At 72.0% G+C, this 16,166-nt stretch carries 20 protein-coding genes; 12 read left to right on the top strand and 8 right to left on the bottom strand.

The features are described from left to right. Positions 1–60: 60 nt before the first annotated feature. The 3 genes from Q5762_RS18390 to Q5762_RS18380 all read right to left on the bottom strand — a co-directional run bounded on the left by Q5762_RS18390 (position 61) and on the right by Q5762_RS18380 (position 2,525). Positions 61–381, bottom strand: coding sequence for a phosphopantetheine-binding protein (locus Q5762_RS18390; RefSeq protein WP_315893230.1), 321 nt, complete (start codon positions 379–381; stop codon positions 61–63). Next, complete coding sequence (locus tag Q5762_RS18385; protein WP_315893229.1) at positions 378–1,847, bottom strand: AMP-binding protein; 1,470 nt, start codon at positions 1,845–1,847, stop codon at positions 378–380. The genes Q5762_RS18390 and Q5762_RS18385 overlap by 4 nt, the downstream gene beginning before the upstream one ends. 237 nt (positions 1,848–2,084) lie before the next feature. Next, positions 2,085–2,525: a MarR family transcriptional regulator gene (locus Q5762_RS18380; RefSeq protein WP_315893228.1), complete on the bottom strand. Its 441-nt coding sequence runs from the start codon at positions 2,523–2,525 to the stop codon at positions 2,085–2,087. A gap of 141 nt (positions 2,526–2,666) precedes the next feature. Between Q5762_RS18380 and Q5762_RS18375 the strand changes: the two genes are divergently transcribed. The 4 genes from Q5762_RS18375 to Q5762_RS18360 all read left to right on the top strand — a co-directional run bounded on the left by Q5762_RS18375 (position 2,667) and on the right by Q5762_RS18360 (position 4,647). After that, positions 2,667–3,107 carry a multidrug efflux SMR transporter gene (locus Q5762_RS18375; protein ID WP_315893227.1) on the top strand — a complete coding sequence of 147 codons (441 nt, stop codon included), beginning with the start codon at positions 2,667–2,669 and terminating at the stop codon, positions 3,105–3,107. Between the two features lie 75 nt (positions 3,108–3,182). Next, on the top strand, positions 3,183–3,500 hold the full coding sequence (locus Q5762_RS18370) for a multidrug efflux SMR transporter (protein WP_315893226.1): 318 nt from the start codon (positions 3,183–3,185) through the stop codon (positions 3,498–3,500). 14 nt (positions 3,501–3,514) lie between these two features. After that, a complete protein-coding gene (locus Q5762_RS18365) occupies positions 3,515–3,994 on the top strand; it encodes a nucleoside deaminase (RefSeq protein ID WP_315893225.1) in 480 nt (159 codons plus the stop codon). After that, complete coding sequence (locus tag Q5762_RS18360; RefSeq protein WP_315893224.1) at positions 3,991–4,647, top strand: DsbA family oxidoreductase; 657 nt, start codon at positions 3,991–3,993, stop codon at positions 4,645–4,647. The genes Q5762_RS18365 and Q5762_RS18360 overlap by 4 nt, the downstream gene beginning before the upstream one ends. Before the next feature lie 68 nt (positions 4,648–4,715). Here the strand turns inward: Q5762_RS18360 and Q5762_RS18355 are convergent, their stop codons facing one another. From Q5762_RS18355 to Q5762_RS18345, 3 genes are read right to left on the bottom strand one after another with little or no spacing between them, the layout of a single operon-like run. Continuing rightward, positions 4,716–5,672, bottom strand: a complete 957-nt coding sequence (locus tag Q5762_RS18355; protein WP_315893223.1) for an amidohydrolase family protein — start codon at positions 5,670–5,672, stop codon at positions 4,716–4,718. Beyond that, entirely contained in the window at positions 5,672–6,475 is an 804-nt protein-coding gene (locus tag Q5762_RS18350; protein ID WP_315893222.1) for an arylamine N-acetyltransferase, read from the bottom strand. The genes Q5762_RS18355 and Q5762_RS18350 overlap by 1 nt, the downstream gene beginning before the upstream one ends. After that, positions 6,475–6,957 (bottom strand): cupin domain-containing protein, encoded by a 483-nt coding sequence (locus Q5762_RS18345; RefSeq protein WP_315893221.1) that lies wholly within the window; start codon positions 6,955–6,957, stop codon positions 6,475–6,477. The genes Q5762_RS18350 and Q5762_RS18345 overlap by 1 nt, the downstream gene beginning before the upstream one ends. Before the next feature lie 205 nt (positions 6,958–7,162). On the opposite strand from Q5762_RS18345, the gene Q5762_RS18340 reads away from it, so the two are divergent. Then, positions 7,163–7,924: a glucose 1-dehydrogenase gene (locus tag Q5762_RS18340; RefSeq protein ID WP_315893220.1), complete on the top strand. Its 762-nt coding sequence runs from the start codon at positions 7,163–7,165 to the stop codon at positions 7,922–7,924. A 104-nt stretch (positions 7,925–8,028) separates the two neighbouring features. On the opposite strand, the gene Q5762_RS18335 is transcribed toward Q5762_RS18340, so the two are convergent. Both Q5762_RS18335 and Q5762_RS18330 read right to left on the bottom strand, forming a co-directional pair. Next, positions 8,029–9,267, bottom strand: coding sequence for a Cmx/CmrA family chloramphenicol efflux MFS transporter (locus tag Q5762_RS18335; protein ID WP_315893219.1), 1,239 nt, complete (start codon positions 9,265–9,267; stop codon positions 8,029–8,031). 142 nt (positions 9,268–9,409) lie between these two features. Then, positions 9,410–10,639, bottom strand: a complete 1,230-nt coding sequence (locus tag Q5762_RS18330) for a helix-turn-helix domain-containing protein (protein WP_315893218.1) — start codon at positions 10,637–10,639, stop codon at positions 9,410–9,412. A gap of 145 nt (positions 10,640–10,784) precedes the next feature. On the opposite strand from Q5762_RS18330, the gene Q5762_RS18325 reads away from it, so the two are divergent. The 7 genes from Q5762_RS18325 to Q5762_RS18295 all read left to right on the top strand — a co-directional run bounded on the left by Q5762_RS18325 (position 10,785) and on the right by Q5762_RS18295 (position 16,148). Further along, positions 10,785–11,771 carry an alpha/beta hydrolase gene (locus tag Q5762_RS18325; protein WP_315893217.1) on the top strand — a complete coding sequence of 329 codons (987 nt, stop codon included), beginning with the start codon at positions 10,785–10,787 and terminating at the stop codon, positions 11,769–11,771. After that, a complete protein-coding gene (locus tag Q5762_RS18320) occupies positions 11,768–12,193 on the top strand; it encodes a RidA family protein (RefSeq protein WP_315893216.1) in 426 nt (141 codons plus the stop codon). Before Q5762_RS18325 ends, Q5762_RS18320 begins: the two co-directional genes overlap by 4 nt. Positions 12,194–12,264: 71 nt before the next feature. Beyond that, a complete protein-coding gene (locus Q5762_RS18315; protein ID WP_315893215.1) occupies positions 12,265–12,843 on the top strand; it encodes a TetR/AcrR family transcriptional regulator in 579 nt (192 codons plus the stop codon). Between the two features lie 99 nt (positions 12,844–12,942). Next, the gene (locus Q5762_RS18310; RefSeq protein ID WP_315893214.1) at positions 12,943–13,245 is read left to right on the top strand and encodes a helix-turn-helix transcriptional regulator; all 303 of its coding nucleotides are present in this window, start codon (positions 12,943–12,945) and stop codon (positions 13,243–13,245) included. A gap of 263 nt (positions 13,246–13,508) precedes the next feature. Continuing rightward, the gene (locus tag Q5762_RS18305; protein WP_315893213.1) at positions 13,509–14,681 is read left to right on the top strand and encodes a 3-deoxy-7-phosphoheptulonate synthase; all 1,173 of its coding nucleotides are present in this window, start codon (positions 13,509–13,511) and stop codon (positions 14,679–14,681) included. 17 nt (positions 14,682–14,698) lie between these two features. Further along, positions 14,699–15,469, top strand: a complete 771-nt coding sequence (locus Q5762_RS18300; RefSeq protein ID WP_315893212.1) for a 2,3-dihydro-2,3-dihydroxybenzoate dehydrogenase — start codon at positions 14,699–14,701, stop codon at positions 15,467–15,469. 22 nt (positions 15,470–15,491) lie between these two features. Then, positions 15,492–16,148, top strand: a complete 657-nt coding sequence (locus Q5762_RS18295) for an isochorismatase family protein (protein ID WP_315893316.1) — start codon at positions 15,492–15,494, stop codon at positions 16,146–16,148. Positions 16,149–16,166: the final 18 nt, after the last annotated feature.

Below are 16,166 nucleotides of genomic sequence, written 5' to 3'. Positions count from 1 at the left end.
GGTTCTCCCTTGAGTGTGGTGAGCGGGTGTGATGTGGCGCGGTGGTGCGGCGCGGTGGTGTCAGGCCGCCGTGGCCGGCGCGTTCTCCCGGATGAGGCGGGTGATCGCGGCGAGGGTGCGGAAGTCGTCCGGGCCGAAGTCGATGTCGTCCATGGGCAGGCCGTAACGGCTCGCGATGTGGGAGATCAGCCGGACGAGGCCGAGGCTGTCGATGACCCCGGAGTCGATCAGGTCGTAGTCGTCGGTGAGGTCCGAGGAGTCCTCGCCCGCCAGGAACTGGGTGACGATGTGGTCGCGTATCTCGGCCGTCACGTCGCTCACGTCGCTCACGTCACTCGCGTCGCTCGCGTCGGTCACCTGGGTCACGCCGGTCTCGCTCATGCGGTCTCGTTCTCCTTCATTCGGTTGTTCCTGATGAGGTTCCGGTCGGGCTTTCCCGTCGACGTACGGGGAATCGGGGCCTCGGTGACGTGCACCGAGGACGGGATGGCGTGGCGCGGGAGGTGCCTGCCGACGTGGGTGCGCAGCCGCAGTCCGGTCAGCGCGGTGGCCGGGTGCCGGGTCACGTGCGCGTGCAGCCGGACGCCGGTCCGCTCGTCGGGGAGGGCCACGACGACGGCCTCGGCGACGTCCGGGTGGGAGGCGACGACGGTCTCGACCTCCTGGAGGTTGGTGCGTACGCCGCGCACCTTGACCTGCCAGTCGGCGCGGCCTTGGAGGGTGAAGAGGCCTTCGTCGGTACGGGAGACGATGTCGCCGGTGCGGTAGTACAGCCGGCCGTCCCGGACCGTGAACGCCTGCTCGTTCAGGGCGGACCTGAGGTAGCCGGCGGCCTGAAACGGGGTGGAGACGAGGAGTTCGCCGGTTCCGGCGCCGGTGACGAGCTGTCCGTCGGCGTCGAGGACGAGGGCGGTGACGCCGGCGAGGGGGCGGCCGATCGGCGGGGCGGCGGCGGCCTCGGGGTCGATGGGGTGGAGGAACGAGTCGTTGGTCTCGGTGCAGCCGAAGACGTTGTGGAAGCGGGCGTTCGGGAAGGCGGTGGCCATCGGCCGCAGCAGCTCCGGGGCGAGGGCGTCGCCCGTGGTGACGAGGTGCCGGACGGTGGGGAACACCGGTCCGTCCTCGACCAGGAGGCGGTGGAGCATGGGCACGCCCTGGACGAAGGTCGCTCCGTGGCCGGCCACCAGGTCGTGCAGGTACGCGGCCTCCGTGGCCCGGTCCTTGTCGACGAGGACGACATGGGCGCCCAGGCCCAGGAAGGTCCAGACGTCGAGCAGCGCGAGGTCGAAGTTGAGCGGGGCGTACGAGAGCGCCACGTCGTCCCGGGTCAGCGCGAACTCGGCGGTGGCCCAGTCGGCGAAGGCGTCGAAGCCGGCGGCGGGGATCGGCACGATCTTCGGGGTGCCGGTGGAGCCGGAGGTGGTGAGCAGCAGGCGGGTGCGGGTGGCGTCGGCGCGGTCGAACCCTTCGGCCTCCGCCTCGCTGCCCTCGACCGCCTCGGCCGTCAGGGCGCCGTCGGCGGAGACGGTGAGCGTGTGCGACGCGCGGGCCTGCTGGGCCAGCCGGGTACGGGCGGCGATGCCGAGGTCGGGCGACGGGGCGAGGGCGATCAGGCCCTCCTGGAAGACGGCAAGCAGGAGGGCGATCGTCTCCGGCGTCTTGTGCGCCGGGACGCAGACGGTGCCGCCGGCCGGCAGCTCCAGTCGGCCCAGCCGGGCGCGGAGCCCTCGGCTCCGGGCGCCCAACTCCTCGTAGGTGACAGTGCGTCGGTGGGACGAGAGGGCGACCCGGCCGGGGTGCTCCCGGCTCAGGACGGCGATGGAATCAGCAAGGTGTGTCGATGGCACGGCGGACTCTCCCCCGAGACGTTCGAGACGTTGATGAATCAAGCAATTGCATCGTCATGCAACAAAAACGCGGCCAGGTTGACGATGCGAGAAGCGGGGACCGCGTTCTCGTTACGCTTGATCATGCAACGAAAGCACCCCTGGCGCGCTATGCCGAAAGTTCGCGATTGACAGCGCGTCAGGGGTTGGGAGAGAGTGCCGAACCGACTCCGCCCCGCGGCGGGCGGGCCGTGCGTCTCAGGCGCCGGCGGCGCGCAGCGACTGGACCGTGGAGGCGCACTCGGGGTCGGCGGTCAGGGCGTTGAGCGCCGAGGAGAGGATGTCGCCGTACGTCGTACGGGCCGCCGCGTACCGCTCGCGACCCTCCTCCGTGATCACCGCGTAGACGCCGCGCTTGTCGGACGGGCAGAGGTCCTTGAAGGCGAATCCGGCCACTTCCAGCCGTGCGACCAGGCGCGTCACCGACGACTGGCCGAGACCGACCCGCTCGGCCAGGTCCTGCATGCGCAGCTCGGAATCCTCGGCGTGGGACAGCGATTCGAGCGCCCGGTACTCCGACAGGCCGATCCCATGACGTCGCTGGAGCGCCTGCGCCAGCTCCCGCTCCACGCGGGAGTGCAGCACGAGGAGGCGGCTCCAGACCACCTGGTCGGACGACGCGGTGTGGGTAGCGGCCATAAGTTGACGCACCTTTCATCGAGACGTTGACAACAGGGTACATGCTCATGCAACCTCATGGCCGTCGCCTCGGTCAGTCACCGGACGACTACGCCTTCAAAGAACTTGCACGGACAAACAACTTCCTGGAGAGTGAGTTCCATGACGTCCCCCTCCCCGCAGGCACAGCCGCAGGCACCGGCACAGCCGCAGAACGCCAACGTCGGCTGGGCATGGCTCCTGTTCTCGTCCCTCTTCGAGATCACCTTCGCGCTCTCGACCGAGGCCACCGACGGGTTCACCAAGCTCGGCCCGTCCCTGCTCACCGTCGCCGCCGCCTCGTGCGGCATCTTCACGCTCTCCATGGCCCTGAAGACCGTTGACGTCGGCGTCGGCTACACCGTCTGGGCCGGTATCGGCGCTGTCGGCACCGTCGTCTTCGGCACCCTGATCTACGACGAGCGGATGACCGTCTGGAAGGTGCTCGCCTTCATCCTGATCATCGGCGGCGCGCTCGGCCTGCGTATCTCCGACACCGTGGCCGCGAAGAAGCAGGCCGCCGCCGAGGCCGCGAGCGCCCCCGCCGCGCAGCCGGTCGGCTGACCGCGCCCTCCGCGACGCCCGCACCCTCTCCCCGACGCCCGCTCCGTCCCCACCATCCCGAAACGAGTCACCACCATGACCTGGGTCTACCTCGGCATCGCCATCGTCTTCGAAGTCCTCTTCGCGCTCGGCACCAACGCCACCAAGGGATTCACCCGCCTGTGGCCCTCCGTACTCACACTGCTCGCCGCCGCCGGCGGCATCTACACGCTCTCCCTGGCCCTGCGTGAGCTCGACGTCTCGGTCGGCTACACGATCTGGACCGGCATCGGCGGCGTCGGCACCGTCATCTGCGGCGCGATCATCTTCAAGGAGAAGATCACGCCCGCCCGGCTGCTCTCCTTCGCGTCCATCATCGGCGGCGCCGTCCTGCTCCGCCTGACGTCCGTCTGACCGGCGCGTACGCCATGAGTGACATCGACACCCTGCTCCCCCACGTCGAGGAAGCCGTACGGATCAGCCGGGAGCACGTGGCCAAGGGCGGCATCCCCTTCTCGGGGATCGTCGTCCAGGACGGCCGGGTCCTCGGCACCGGCTTCAACCGGGTCCGCGAGGACCACGACGCCAGCGCGCACGCGGAGGTCGTCGCGCTGCGCGAGGCGGCGAAGCGCGCGGGCGTGTTCGCCGTCGCCGGCTCCACCCTGATCGCCTCCGGCGAGCCCTGCGCCATGTGCTACATGGTGGCGCGCTACTTCGGCGTAGGACACATCGTCTTCGCCGCCGACCGGAAGACCGCCGGCGCGTACGGCTTCGACTACGGCAGCTCGTACGCCATCTTCGCGACCGACCCCACCCGGTGGCCGATCCGCGTCACGCACGCACCCGTCGAAGGCCACGAGGTGCCGTTCCAGGAGTTCCTGACCACGCAGAGGGGCGGAGTCCGATGACCGAGCCGGTGAAGATCCAGATCTGGTCCGACTACGTATGTCCCTTCTGCATGCTCGCGGAGGGACCGCTGGAGGCGGCCACCGAGGACCTGGACGTCGAGATCGAGTGGAAGCCGTTCGAGCTGCGGGCCCACCCGCAGCCGACGCTCCGCCCGGAGGACCCGTACCTGCCCGACATCTGGAAGCGGGCCGTCTATCCGATGGCCCGGCGGATGGGCGTGGACATCACGCTGCCGACCGTCTCCCCGCAGCCGTACACCCGGCTCGCGTTCGAGGGGTTCCAGTACGCGCAGGACCAGGGCAAGGGCGACGCGTACACCCGGCGGATGTTCCGCGCCTTCTTCCAGGAGGACCTGGACCTCGGCCGGATCGAGGTCCTCACCGACCTCGCCGCCGAACTGGGCCTGGACCGGGAGGAGTTCCGTACGGCCCTGGAGAAGGGGACGTACACCGCCCGGCACGAGGACGCGCTCAGGGACGCCGCCGCGCACCGGGTGCAGGTCGCCCCGACCTTCCTCATCGGCGACATCCGCGTGGAGGGCGTGCCCTCGACGCCCCAGCTGCGCAAGGCGATCCTGGACGCCCAGGCACGGCAGCAGGAGCGGTCGGACGGGTCGTTCGGCGCCGCGTGCGGTGTCGACGGGGCCTGCTGACGCGCCTGTACGGACGCAGGAGCCGGACGCCTCCCCCGAGGCCTCCGGCTCCTGCGTGTATCCGATCGCTACTGTCCGGCCAGGCGCGGGAACAACTGCAGCGCGTTCGTGCGGCCGATGGCCGTGCGCTGCTCGGCGCTCCAGCCGGCGTACGACCGGAATCCCTCGGCGTTCTCCGTCGTGTGCGTGGCCGGCATGAACGGGTAGTCGCTGCCGAACAGGATCCGGTCCGGCGCGGCGAGTTCGGTGAGCGCGGGCAGCGCGAAGCGGTTGGCGGACATGGCGATGTCGTAGTACAGCCCGCGCAGCGCGCCGACGACGTCCTTGGGCGCCCGCTCGGTCAGGTACGTCCCGATCGTCGGGCCGTACGTGAGCCGCTGGGCCAGGAACGGCAGCGTGCCGCCGGCGTGCGAGACGATCAGCTTCAGGTGCGGCAGCCGCCCGAGCGTGCCGCTGAAGAGCAGGTCGACCACCGTGCGCGTGGTCTCGAAGGTGAAGTCGTAGAGCGACGGCGGCAGGTCGAAGGTGGCCACGTCCTTGGCCGGCGGGGTGCCGGGGTGGACGTGGACCGGCAGGCCTCGGTCGGCGATCTCGGCGAGCAGCGGCTCGAACTCGGGGTCGCCGAGGTAGCGGTTGCCGTAGCTGGTGAGCAGGCCGATGCCGTCGAGGCCGAGTTGGTCGATCGCGTACGTCAGCTCGTCCTTGGCGGCGGCCACGTCGGGCAGCGGCAGGATCGCGAACGCGCCGAAGCGGGCCGGGTGTCGGGCGATCAGGTCGGCGTAGAACTCGTTGACTCCGCGGGCCAGACGGCGGGCCTCCGCGTCCTGGACGAAGGTGACGCCCGGCGCGGTGACGGAGAGGACCGAGGCGGCGATGGAGTGCCGGTCCATCACCTCCAGGCTCGCCTCCGGGCTCCAGGTGGGGTAGTCGACACCGGGGATGGCGACCCTGTCGCCGAGCGCCGCGCGGTAGGCCGGCGGGATCGCGTGGTGGTGGACGTCGATGAGGCCGGTCACGTCGTGCATCAGTCTTCTCCGTCGGTCTGGCGGTCGGGCGGCGGCAGTACGTCGAGTTCGATGCCGAACCAGGTGCGGTAGGCGGCGCGGACCGCCGCGTCGTCGGCCAGCTCCTCCTGGGTCCTGACGCCGTTCTCGGTACGGGTCAGGGTGCGGCCGGCGAGGGTGACGCGGCCGTCGGGCGTGGGCATGGAGCAGACCTGGCGGGCCAGGAACGGCGAGTCGTCGGCGCTGCGGAACCACCACAGGGTGGGGGCGAAGTCGGCCAGTTCGCGGGCGCGCGGCTCGACGCGGTACTGGAGTTCGCCGTCGCGGTACAGGTCGAGGTCGCCCTTCGGAGCCTCGACGAGTTCGAAGCTGCCCTGCGGGTCCTGCTGCGGGGTGCCCGCGCGCAGCCGCAGCGGGAAGCGGAAGGCGCGCCCGTAGCCGACGTCGGCCAGCCAGGGGTCCGCGCTGTCCTCGGTCCGTACGCGCAGGCACAGGTGGCCGAGGAGCGGGCCGAACGCGCCGTCCTCCAGGACCCGGCCGCCCATCGGCTCGACGTCGAAGCCGAGCGCGCTCAGCAGGGTGAAGAAGGCACCGTTGAGTTCGTAGCAGCAGCCGCCGCGGCCCCGCCCGATGATCTTCTCCAGGGCGGGTTCACCGAGGCCGATCGGGAGGCTGGGGCGGCCGAAGGCGAAGTCGACGTTCTCGAACGGGACGCTGAGCACATGCCGTTCGTGCAGGTGCGACAGGGCCTGGCCGTCGGGGCGTTCGGGCCGCTTGGCGCCGATCCGCCGGAGGTAGGCGTCCACGGTCGTCGCGTCGAGCATCAGACGTACTCCGCCGCGTAACGGGCCACGATGCGCTGGGCCTTCTCGACATCGGCGGCGTACTGCTCCGCCTCGGGCGCGGGCACGCCCTGCTCCGCGGGCACGCCGAGCTCGGTGAAGAAGCGCTCGAAGCCGGCCGGGGTGAAGATGATGAGCATCTTGCAGGGCTGGTCGCCGATGTTCTTGAAGGCGTGGACCTTGCCCTTGGGCACGAAGATGAACGAGCCCGCGCCGACGACCCGGCTGATCTTCTCGTTGGATATCTCCAGCTCGCCCTCGATGAGGTAGAAGGCCTCGTCGCTGTCGTGGTGGATGTGCGGCGGCGGTCCGCCGCCCGGTGGGACGAGGGCTTCGATCAGGCCGAGCGAGCCGTGGGTGTTCTCTCTGTCCGCCTTGATCGTGTAGTGGTCGCCGAACACCCAGCGGGCCGGTCCGGCCTTCGGCGGGATGTGGACGATGCCCTCGAATTCCTCGAAGCTCAAGGTGTTCCCTTCTCCGCGGACGTGCGCGTGCTCCCTCCACTCCATCCGCCGAACGGCCGCTCCCGCATCCCGTGTTCACGGGGTTTTCGCCGGTCACTCCCGTGAATACGTGATGGCGCGGGCGGCGCTCGCGGCCATCGTGGTGCGTGCGCGGGCGCGCACGTACGCGCGGCTGCGCTCAGGCACCGACGATGGGATGAGAGACATGACTGGTCGCTTCACCGGCAAGGTGGTGCTCGTCACCGGGGGCGGGTCCGGCATCGGCCGCGCCACCGCCGTGGCCTTCGGCCGTGAGGGCGCCACCGTGGTGGTCGCCGGGCGCACCCCCGACCGCCTGGTCGAGACGGTCCGGCTGATCGAGAAGGACGGCGGCACGGCCGGTCACGTCCTGGCCGACATCGCCGTCGAGGCGGAGGTGGAGGCGCTCGTACGGACGGTCGTGGAGCGGCACGGCCGGCTGGACGTGGCCGTCAACAACGCGGGGTACCTGCCCGAGCCGGCCGGCCTCGCCGAGCTCGCCGAGGCGGAGTTCACGCGCACTCTGGAGATCAATCTGCTGGGCACCTGGCGGTCGATGAAGTACGAGATCCGGCGGATGCGGGAGCAGGGCGGCGGCGTCATCGTCAACGTCGGCTCGGTGGTCGGCGCGCACCTGACGATCCCGGGGGCCGGGGCCTACGGCGCGAGCAAGGCGGCGATAGCGGCGCTGGGGCGCAGCGCGGCGCGGGAGTACGCCGCCGACGGGATCCGGGTGAACACGCTCAGCCCGTCCTCCATGGACACCCCGATGTCGCTGCTCGCGAACGAGACGCCGGCGGAACGGGTGGAGCGCGCCAAGGGCATGTTCCCGCTCGGCCGGATCGGGACGGTGGAGGAGGGCGCGGCGGCGGTGCTGTATCTGGCGTCGGACGAGTCGGGCTTCGCGCTCGGCCACGACCTGGTGATCGACGGCGGCATCACGGCCTGAACGACACGCCGGACAGGCCGTAGCGGGCATCACCGTGCCCCGGTCCGCAGGGGGGAGGCAGCGGACCGGGGCACGGCGTTCTCGGGGGTGTGCCTGGTGTCAGGTCACACGCGGGTGGTACGGCCCAGGTCCTGGTCCTGGGCCTTGCGGAGGTCGGTACCGCCGCCCGCGACCACGCCGCCGCCGGCGGGCCGGGTCCGGTACTGGAGGTGGCCCGCCCACAGCGTGCCGAGCAGACCGCAGGCGGCCAGCGCCGCGCCGACCCAGGCCACCGACTCGAAGCCGAACCCGGCGCTGATGGTCAGACCGCCGAAGGCCGGGGCGAGGGTGTTGCCGACGTTGAAGGCGGAGGTGTTGGTGGCCCCCACCAGGGTCGGCGCGCCGGGCGCCACCACGAACACCCGGGACTGCAGGATCGGGTTGGTGACGTACCCCGCGAGGCCGAGGACGAAGATCAGGGCGACCGTGACGACGGTGTTCTCCGCCAGGACGGCCAGCAGGACGGAGGCCACGGCGAGGACGCCGGTGCCGAGCGCGAGCGTACGGATCGGGTAGGCCTCGGCGGTCCGGCCGCCGATCACCATGCCGAGCAGCCCGCCGACGCCGAAGAGCGCCAGGAGGACGGGCACCCAGCCCTCGGTGAGGCCGGTGACGTCGGTGAGCAGCGAGGCGAGGTAGCTGAAGGTGACGATGACCGCGCCGAAGGAGAAGGCGGTCACGGCGTACGAGAGCCACAGCTGCGGTCGTGCCATGGCGCGCAGTTCGGCGCGGACGGTACGGGTCTCCTCGCCGGAGCCCTTGCCGCCGGGGATGGCGAGGAGCGAGCAGGCGAGGCTGACGAGGGTGAGCACGGCCACGCCCCAGAAGGCGGCCCGCCAGCCGGCGAACTGGCTGAGCACCGTGCCCGCGGGCACGCCGACGATGGTGGCGAGGGTGAGCCCGCTCGCGACGACCGCGACGGCCTTGCCCTTGGCGTTGGCGGGGACGAGCGCGACGGCGGTGGCCACCGCGACGCCCCAGAACCCGGCGTAGGCGAGGGCGCTGATGACGCGGGTGGCGAAGAGGAGGCCGTAACCGGGCGCGAGGGCGCCGACGATGTGCGCGGCGATGAAGACGGCCTGGAGCGCGACGAGGGCCGTACGGCGGGGCCACTTCAGGGTCGCGACCGCGAGCAGCGGCGCGCCGACGACCATGCCGATGGCGAACGCCGAGATCAGCAGTCCGGCGTCGGGGATGGAGACACCCAGGTCGTCGGCCAGGTTGGGGAGCAGCCCGGAGAGCATGAACTCCGATGTGCCTTGGGTGAAGATTCCCAAGCCGAGGATGTAGACGGCGAGGGGCATGGAGTGCCTCCAAAGGCGTGGGGGTGGACCGGTGTTGGTCCGGTCGCGAGCGGTGTGCAGTCGGCCTCGGGGCGACGCTAGCATCATTTTGAAGCATTCGCTTCAAAACCACGCTCGGTGTGACCCGTGCCGAATTCCACGCTCAGTTGCGCCAGTTGCCGGGAGCGTTCAGCCGCCACAGGAGTACGGCCGTGTGGGCCCGCTGCCGCTCGGCCGGATCGCTCAGCGACATGGCGAGGACGCGCTCGGCGCGGGCGACCCGGTGGGCGACGGAACTGTGGTGCAGGGAGAGGAGTTTGGCCGCCTCACGGAGGGACCGGGTACGGCAGACGGCCTCCAGGGTCGCCAGCATCTGCGGGCCGTCCGGCTCGGCCTCCAGCCGGGCGACGGCGGCCACGTCCGGGTGCGCGAGCGCCGCGTCCTCGGGGATGGCGGCGAGGAGGACCTGCGCGCCCAGCTCTGCGGCGTCCACGAGCCGGGGCCAGGTGGGCCCCAGGCCCGCGAACCGCGCCGCGCGCCGGGCCTGCGCCCAGGACTCCGGCAGCCGCTCCGGTGCGACCGCCGGGCCGACCCCGACGGCCACGCCCCGGGGCACGGCGACGGGCCTGCGGGCGGCAACGGGTGCCCCCGGGAGCAGGAGCGCGCCGACCCGGGGCCACAGCGCGCCGTGCGGCGCCACCGACGGTGGCACGTGCAGCTCGACGGCGGAGGCACGCAACGCCCCCTGGAGGGCGGCCGGTTCGGCGACCACGACGGCGACCGCCCGCATCGGGCCCGCGGGAGCCAGGCCGAGCAGATGCAGCGCGCGGGACCGCTGCGTCTCGGGCATCGCCGGGGACAGGACCGCCTGTACGAGCGCCGGATCACCGAGCCCCCGGGGCACCCAGAGCCGCTGATCGGTGGACGGGGCGCTGGGATCGACCGGGACGCCTGGGCTGGTTGCGCCGCTGAGGCTGCTTGGGCTGCTCGGGTGCCGCGCCCCGTGCGAACCGCCCCCGGGCCCGACCCCACCCCCGGCCACGAGTGACGCGGCGGCCAGTGCCATGCGTTCGGTCAGCAGGGTGTCGAAGGGCAGCGGCTCCCCCGCGCGTTCCACCCACACCTCCCCCGCCGCGCGCCCGGCGACGGTGATCAGGCGCCGTGTCGACGGCACCGTCTCCCCGGCGTCCGGCGAGCCGCCCGCCGGTCCGCGCCGCAGCACCCGGCCGCGGTCCGACAGGCCGGCGGGACAGCCCGCGACCCGCGCCGCGACGCGGACCAGCTCGTCGGCGTCCGCGACGCTCCCGAAGAGCGCGTCGAAACGGTCGAGGAGAGCCGGCGCCGTCTCCGCCTCGGGGGACGGGTGCGCGGGGCTCGGCGTCAGTCCGTACATCCGCGCAGGCTAGATCGGGGGCACGGGCGGCATCGTCGTACCGACGGCAATCCGTCAGGTCGGCGCACCAATCGGTGGTCCCGGGGCGCCAACATGCGACGGGCGGCGGCGGCGAACTCCCCCGCCCGCACGGGACGATGAGCCCATGAGTGACGCCACCCACCGATCCCCCACGCCCGCACCCACCCGCATGCGGCTCCGCCCCGATCTGGCTCCGCTCGTCGACGACATCCCGTACCTCGACGTCGCGGAGCCGAGCGTCGCCCGCCGCACCCTCAAGGAGCTCGAAGCCCAGTGGGAGCCGGCCGACACCGGCGCCATCACGGTCACCGAGCGGATCGTCCCCGGCCCGGCGGGCGCCCCCGACGTCACCGTCCGCGTCTACACCCCCCGTACCGAAGGCCCGCACGGCGGTCTGCTGTGGATCCACGGCGGCGGCTTCGTGATGGGCGGCCTGGAGACCGAGCACAACCAGTGCGTCTGGTTCTCCTCCCGGGCGAACGTCGTCGTGGTGAGCGTCGAGTACCGGCTCGCGCCCGAGAACCCGTTCCCCGCCGGCGCCGAGGACTGTTACGCGGCCCTGGAGTGGCTCGCCGCGCACACCGGCGAGCTCGGGGTCGACCCGGCGCGCCTGGGTGTCGCGGGCTGCAGCGCGGGCGGCGCCCTCTCCGCCTCCGTCGCCCTGATGGCACGCGACCGCCGGGGGCCCGGACTCGCCCTCCAGGTGCTGACCTTCCCCGTGACCGACGACCGGATGGACACCCCGTCCGCCCGGAGCTTCCACGACACCCCCGTCTGGTCGACGCCGCAGTCCGTGTCGATGTGGAACCACTACCTCGGCGAGGGCCACGAACGGCGGGAGACCTCGCCGTACGCGGCACCCAACCGCGCCGACGACCTGAGCGGGCTCCCGGCGGCCCACATCGTCACCGCCGAGTACGACCCGCTGCGCGACGAGGGCCTGCGCTACGGGCAGCGGCTCCTGGAGGCCGGCGTGCCGGTCACGCTCCACCAGTGGGCCGGGGCGTTCCACATCTTCGACTCGTTCGGTACGGAGAGCGGGCAGCGTTCGATCGACGAGCTGGTGCTCGCCGTCCACGAGGCGCTGGGAGACGGGAGCACCCTCACATGACCGACGCACCCCAGGGCGCACCCCACGGCGCGCCCCAGCGCGTCCGCGTCACCGCGGATCCCGACTGGTACGACCCGGCCGGCATCGCGCTCGGCATCCGGGTCGGGAACCTGGTCTTCACCTCGGGTCAGGCTCCGATCGACGAGCAGGGCGCCACCGTCGGCGCGGACGACTTCGAGGCCCAGGCCCGACAGGCGCTGGCCAATCTCGCGCTCGTCCTCAAGAACGCCGGCTCCGGCCTCGACCGGGTCGTGAAGGCGACCGTGTTCGTCACCGACATCGCCCGGCAACAGGACCCGTTCGCGCGGGTCAGGGCCGAGCACTTCGCCCCGCACTCGCTCGCCGAGTCCTTCGTCGAGGTCTCGTCCCTCGCCCACCCGGACTGGCTGATCGAGATCGAGGCGATCGCGGTGACGTCGTGATCCGTACCGCGTCCCGATCCGGCCGTCCCCGAATTTCAGTGCGATCGCTCCAAAAACTTTAGAATACGGGTATGGCCAGGCCCAGGAAGTTCGACGAGACGCACGCCCTCACCGCCGCCATGAACACGTTCTGGCGGCAGGGGTACGAAGCCACCTCGACGCGGGACCTGGCCGACTCGACCGGTATGGGCCAGTCGAGCCTCTACAACGCCTTCGGCGACAAGCGCGAGCTGTACCTGAAGGCGCTGCGCCGCTACTACGAGACCCACACCGCCGAACAGACCGCCCTGCTCGAACGGCCGGGGCCGGCCAAGGACCGGCTCCGGGACCTGATGGTCCACGCCCTCGACGACGACCTGTCGGACCCGGACGCCTCCGGATGCTTCGCCATCAACGCCTCGGTCGAGAAGGCCGACTCGGACGACGACGTCCGGCAGGAGGTCCTCCGGCACTTCTCCACCGTGGAGGAGGCCCTGGTCGCGACCGTCGCGCGGGGGCAGCGCTCCGGGGAGATCGCGGCCGACCGGGACACCGGGACACTCGCCCGCCAGGTCCTCAGCACCTACTACGGATTGCGCGTTCTCGCCCGCGTCCAGAAGGATCGGAAAGCCCTGCTCAGCGTCGTCGAAAGCGCCCTCTCCGCACTGTGATCCGCCCCGCCCGCCGGGCCCGGGGAACCTGACGGATGACATGACAGAGTGGACCGGCCAGCGTTGCGACCGCCTTGGCGTGCCGCCATGGTCTGCCGCGTGAATACAGCCAACGCTTCGTCCCGGAAACATCCGTCCGGACAGGTCCTCGGCTGGGCGAGCCTGACCCCGGCCGAACTGCGGGTGGCCCGCCTGGTGTCCGAGGGGCTGACCAATCGCGCCGTGGCCACCCACCTGGTCGTCTCACCGCACACGGTGGACAGTCACCTGCGCCACATCTTCATCAAACTGGGCATCTCCAGCAGAGTGGCGCTCGCCCGCCTGACCGTCTTCCACGACCATGCGAGCCTGCCCGAGCAGCGCGTGGAGAGCGCCGGCCCATCCCGTATCCGCGCCACCTGACGGACTCGTCGGACCATCGTTGCGGCCCGGTGGGGGGCCTGGTGATAGTGGCTTTCGTACGAATCGGCGCGCCCTTCAGGGGCCCGCGCCGCTCACTCTCGTCGACGCTCCGGCATGCCGATGCTGTCGGCCGGGGCGCCGCCGCAGGACGGAAGACGCCGGCCGGAAAAGCACGTGGACGCGCACGCGTCCGTGCCATCCGCCCGCCTCCACGCCCGCCATCAGCCGGAGTCGATCCGGCACACCCCCGCCGAGGGAAAACGATGACCGACATCCTGTCCCACCTCCGTTCCCTGCCCGCACTCCAGCAGCCCGACTGGGCAGACCACCCGCGTCTGGCCGAGGTCCGCACGGACCTCGGCCGGATGCCCGCCCTCGTGGACGCCGACGCCGTACGCCGGCTGCGCTCCCTGCTCGCGGAGGCCGCCGCGGGCCATCTGCAGGTGATCCAGACCGGTGACTGCGCCGAGGACCCGGCCGAGGCCAACCCCGGTGACGTACGGCGCAAGGCCGCGCTCCTCGACGTCCTGGCCGGGACGATGAAGCTCGCCTCCGGCAAGCCCGTGCTCCGGGTGGGCCGGATCGCCGGGCAGTACGCCAAGCCGCGCTCGAAGCCGACCGAGACGGTCGGCGGCACCGAACTCCCCGTCTACCGGGGCCACATGGTCAACCGCCCCGAGCCCGACCCCGAGCAGCGCCGGGCCGACCCGGCCCATCTGCTCACCGGCTACCGGGCTGCCAGCGACACCATGCACTTCCTGGGCTGGCGCGGGACGCCGGTCCGCCCGGAGCTCGACGTGCCGGTGTGGACCAGCCACGAGGCGCTGCTGCTCGACTACGAACTGCCGATGCTGCGCCGCGAGCCCGACGGCTCGCTGCTGCTCACCTCGACGCACTGGCCGTGGGTGGGCGAGCGCACCCGGCAGCTGGCGGGGGCCCACGTCGCTCTGCTCGCCGCGGTCTCGAACCCGGTCGCGGTCAAGGTCGGCCCGTCCATGACGGCCGACGAACTCCTCGGCCTGTGCGACCGGTTGGACGCCCAGCGGCGTCCGGGCCGACTGACCCTGATCGCCCGGATGGGCGCCGAGAACGCCCGCGTGAAGCTGCCGGGTCTGGTGGAGGCCGTGGACCGCGCAGGCCACCCGGTGCTGTGGCTCTCCGACCCGATGCACGGCAACACCGTGACCGGTCCGGGCGGGCTCAAGACCCGGCTGGTGACGACGGTCGTCCAGGAGATCGAGGCGTTCCAGGACGCGGTGGGCACGGGCGGCGGAGTGGCCACGGGCCTGCACCTGGAGACCACCCCGGAGAGCGTCACCGAGTGCGTCCTCGACGCCGACGGGCTCGGCAGCCTCGGTGACAAGTACCTGAGCTTCTGCGACCCCCGCCTCAACCCGCGGCAGGCGATTTCCGCCGTCTCGGCCTGGCGCGGATGATGACGGAGGAAACGAAGATGGCAGAGACGGTCGCCCTGGTGACGGGCGCGGCAGGGGGCATCGGCGAGGCCGTCGTACGGCTGCTCGCCGAGCGCGGCGCGACGGTCGCCGCCGTCGACCTGGTGCCGGACCGGCTCGCGGACACGGTGGCCGGGCTGCGCGCCGAAGGCCTGGACGTGACCGGCTTCCCGGCCGACGTCACGGACAGCCGTGACGTCGAGGCCGTGGTCGCCCGGGTCGAGGCCGAACTCGGGCCGGTGGAGCAGTTGGTGAACGCCGCCGGGGTGCTCCGGATGGCCGGGGCGCACGCACTGAGCGACGAGGACTGGCTGACCACGTTCGCGGTCAACGCCCATGGCGTGTTCCACACGTCGCGGGCCGTGGTCAACCGGATGATCCCGCGCCGGCGCGGCGCGATCGTCACGGTCGCCTCGAACGCGGCGGGCACGGCCCGGGCACGGATGGCGGCGTACGCGGCGTCCAAGGCGGCCGCGACCGCGTTCACCAAGTGCCTGGGCCTGGAGGTGGCGGAGTACGACATCCGCTGCAACGTGGTGGCGCCCGGCTCCACCGACACCCCGATGCTGCGCGGGATGCACGACGCCGGCTCGGCCGCCGCGGCGTCGATCGCGGGCTCCCCGGAGGCGTACCGGGTCGGCATCCCGCTGGGGAAGGTCGCCCGGCCCGAGGACGTGGCCCGGGCCGTCGCCTTCCTGCTGTCCGACGACGCCGGCCACGTCACCCTGCACGAGCTGACCGTGGACGGCGGGGCGACGCTCGGTGTCTGACGAAGAGTGGAACGACCGGACCATGCCCGGTATCCCCCCGATCGAGCCGTACCCCATGCCCACGGAGGGCGAGCTGCCGGCGAACACCGTCGGCTGGCCGGTGGATCCGCGCCGGGCCGTACTGCTCCTCCACGACATGCAGGAGTTCTTCCTCAGACCGTTCCCGCGCGGCGAGGCGCCCGGCGACGCCCTGGTGGGCAACGCGGCGCTGCTGCGCGAGCGCTGTGCCGAACTGGGCGTGCCCGTCGCGTACACGGCGCAGCCGGGCGGGATGACGCCCGAGCAGCGCGGGCTCCTGAAGGACTTCTGGGGGCCGGGGATGAAGCCCACGCCCGAGCACCGCAAGGTGGTCGCCCCGCTCGAACCGGCGCCCGGCGACTGGACGTTCACGAAGTGGCGCTACAGCGCGTTCTTCAGGTCCGACCTGCTCGAACGGATGCGGTTCCACGGGCGCGACCAGCTGATCGTCTGCGGGGTGTACGCGCACGTCGGCGTCCTGATGACGGCGGTGGAGGCCTTCACCAACGACATCGAGGCGTTCGTGGTGGCCGACGCGGTCGCCGACTTCTCCGCCGCCTACCACCGGCTCGCCCTCGACTACGCGGCACAGCGCGCGGCCCGCGTCGTGTCCGCCAAGACCGTGCTGAGCGAACTCGACGCGGGCGGTGCGGCGCGCTGAGCGCGCCGCACCGCCGAA

The organism is Streptomyces sp. P9(2023) (assembly GCF_032436795.1).
Taxonomy (GTDB): domain Bacteria; phylum Actinomycetota; class Actinomycetes; order Streptomycetales; family Streptomycetaceae; genus Streptomyces.
The sequence above is the reverse complement of the archived record's forward strand: the minus strand, read 5'-3'. Positions and strand labels throughout refer to the sequence as shown.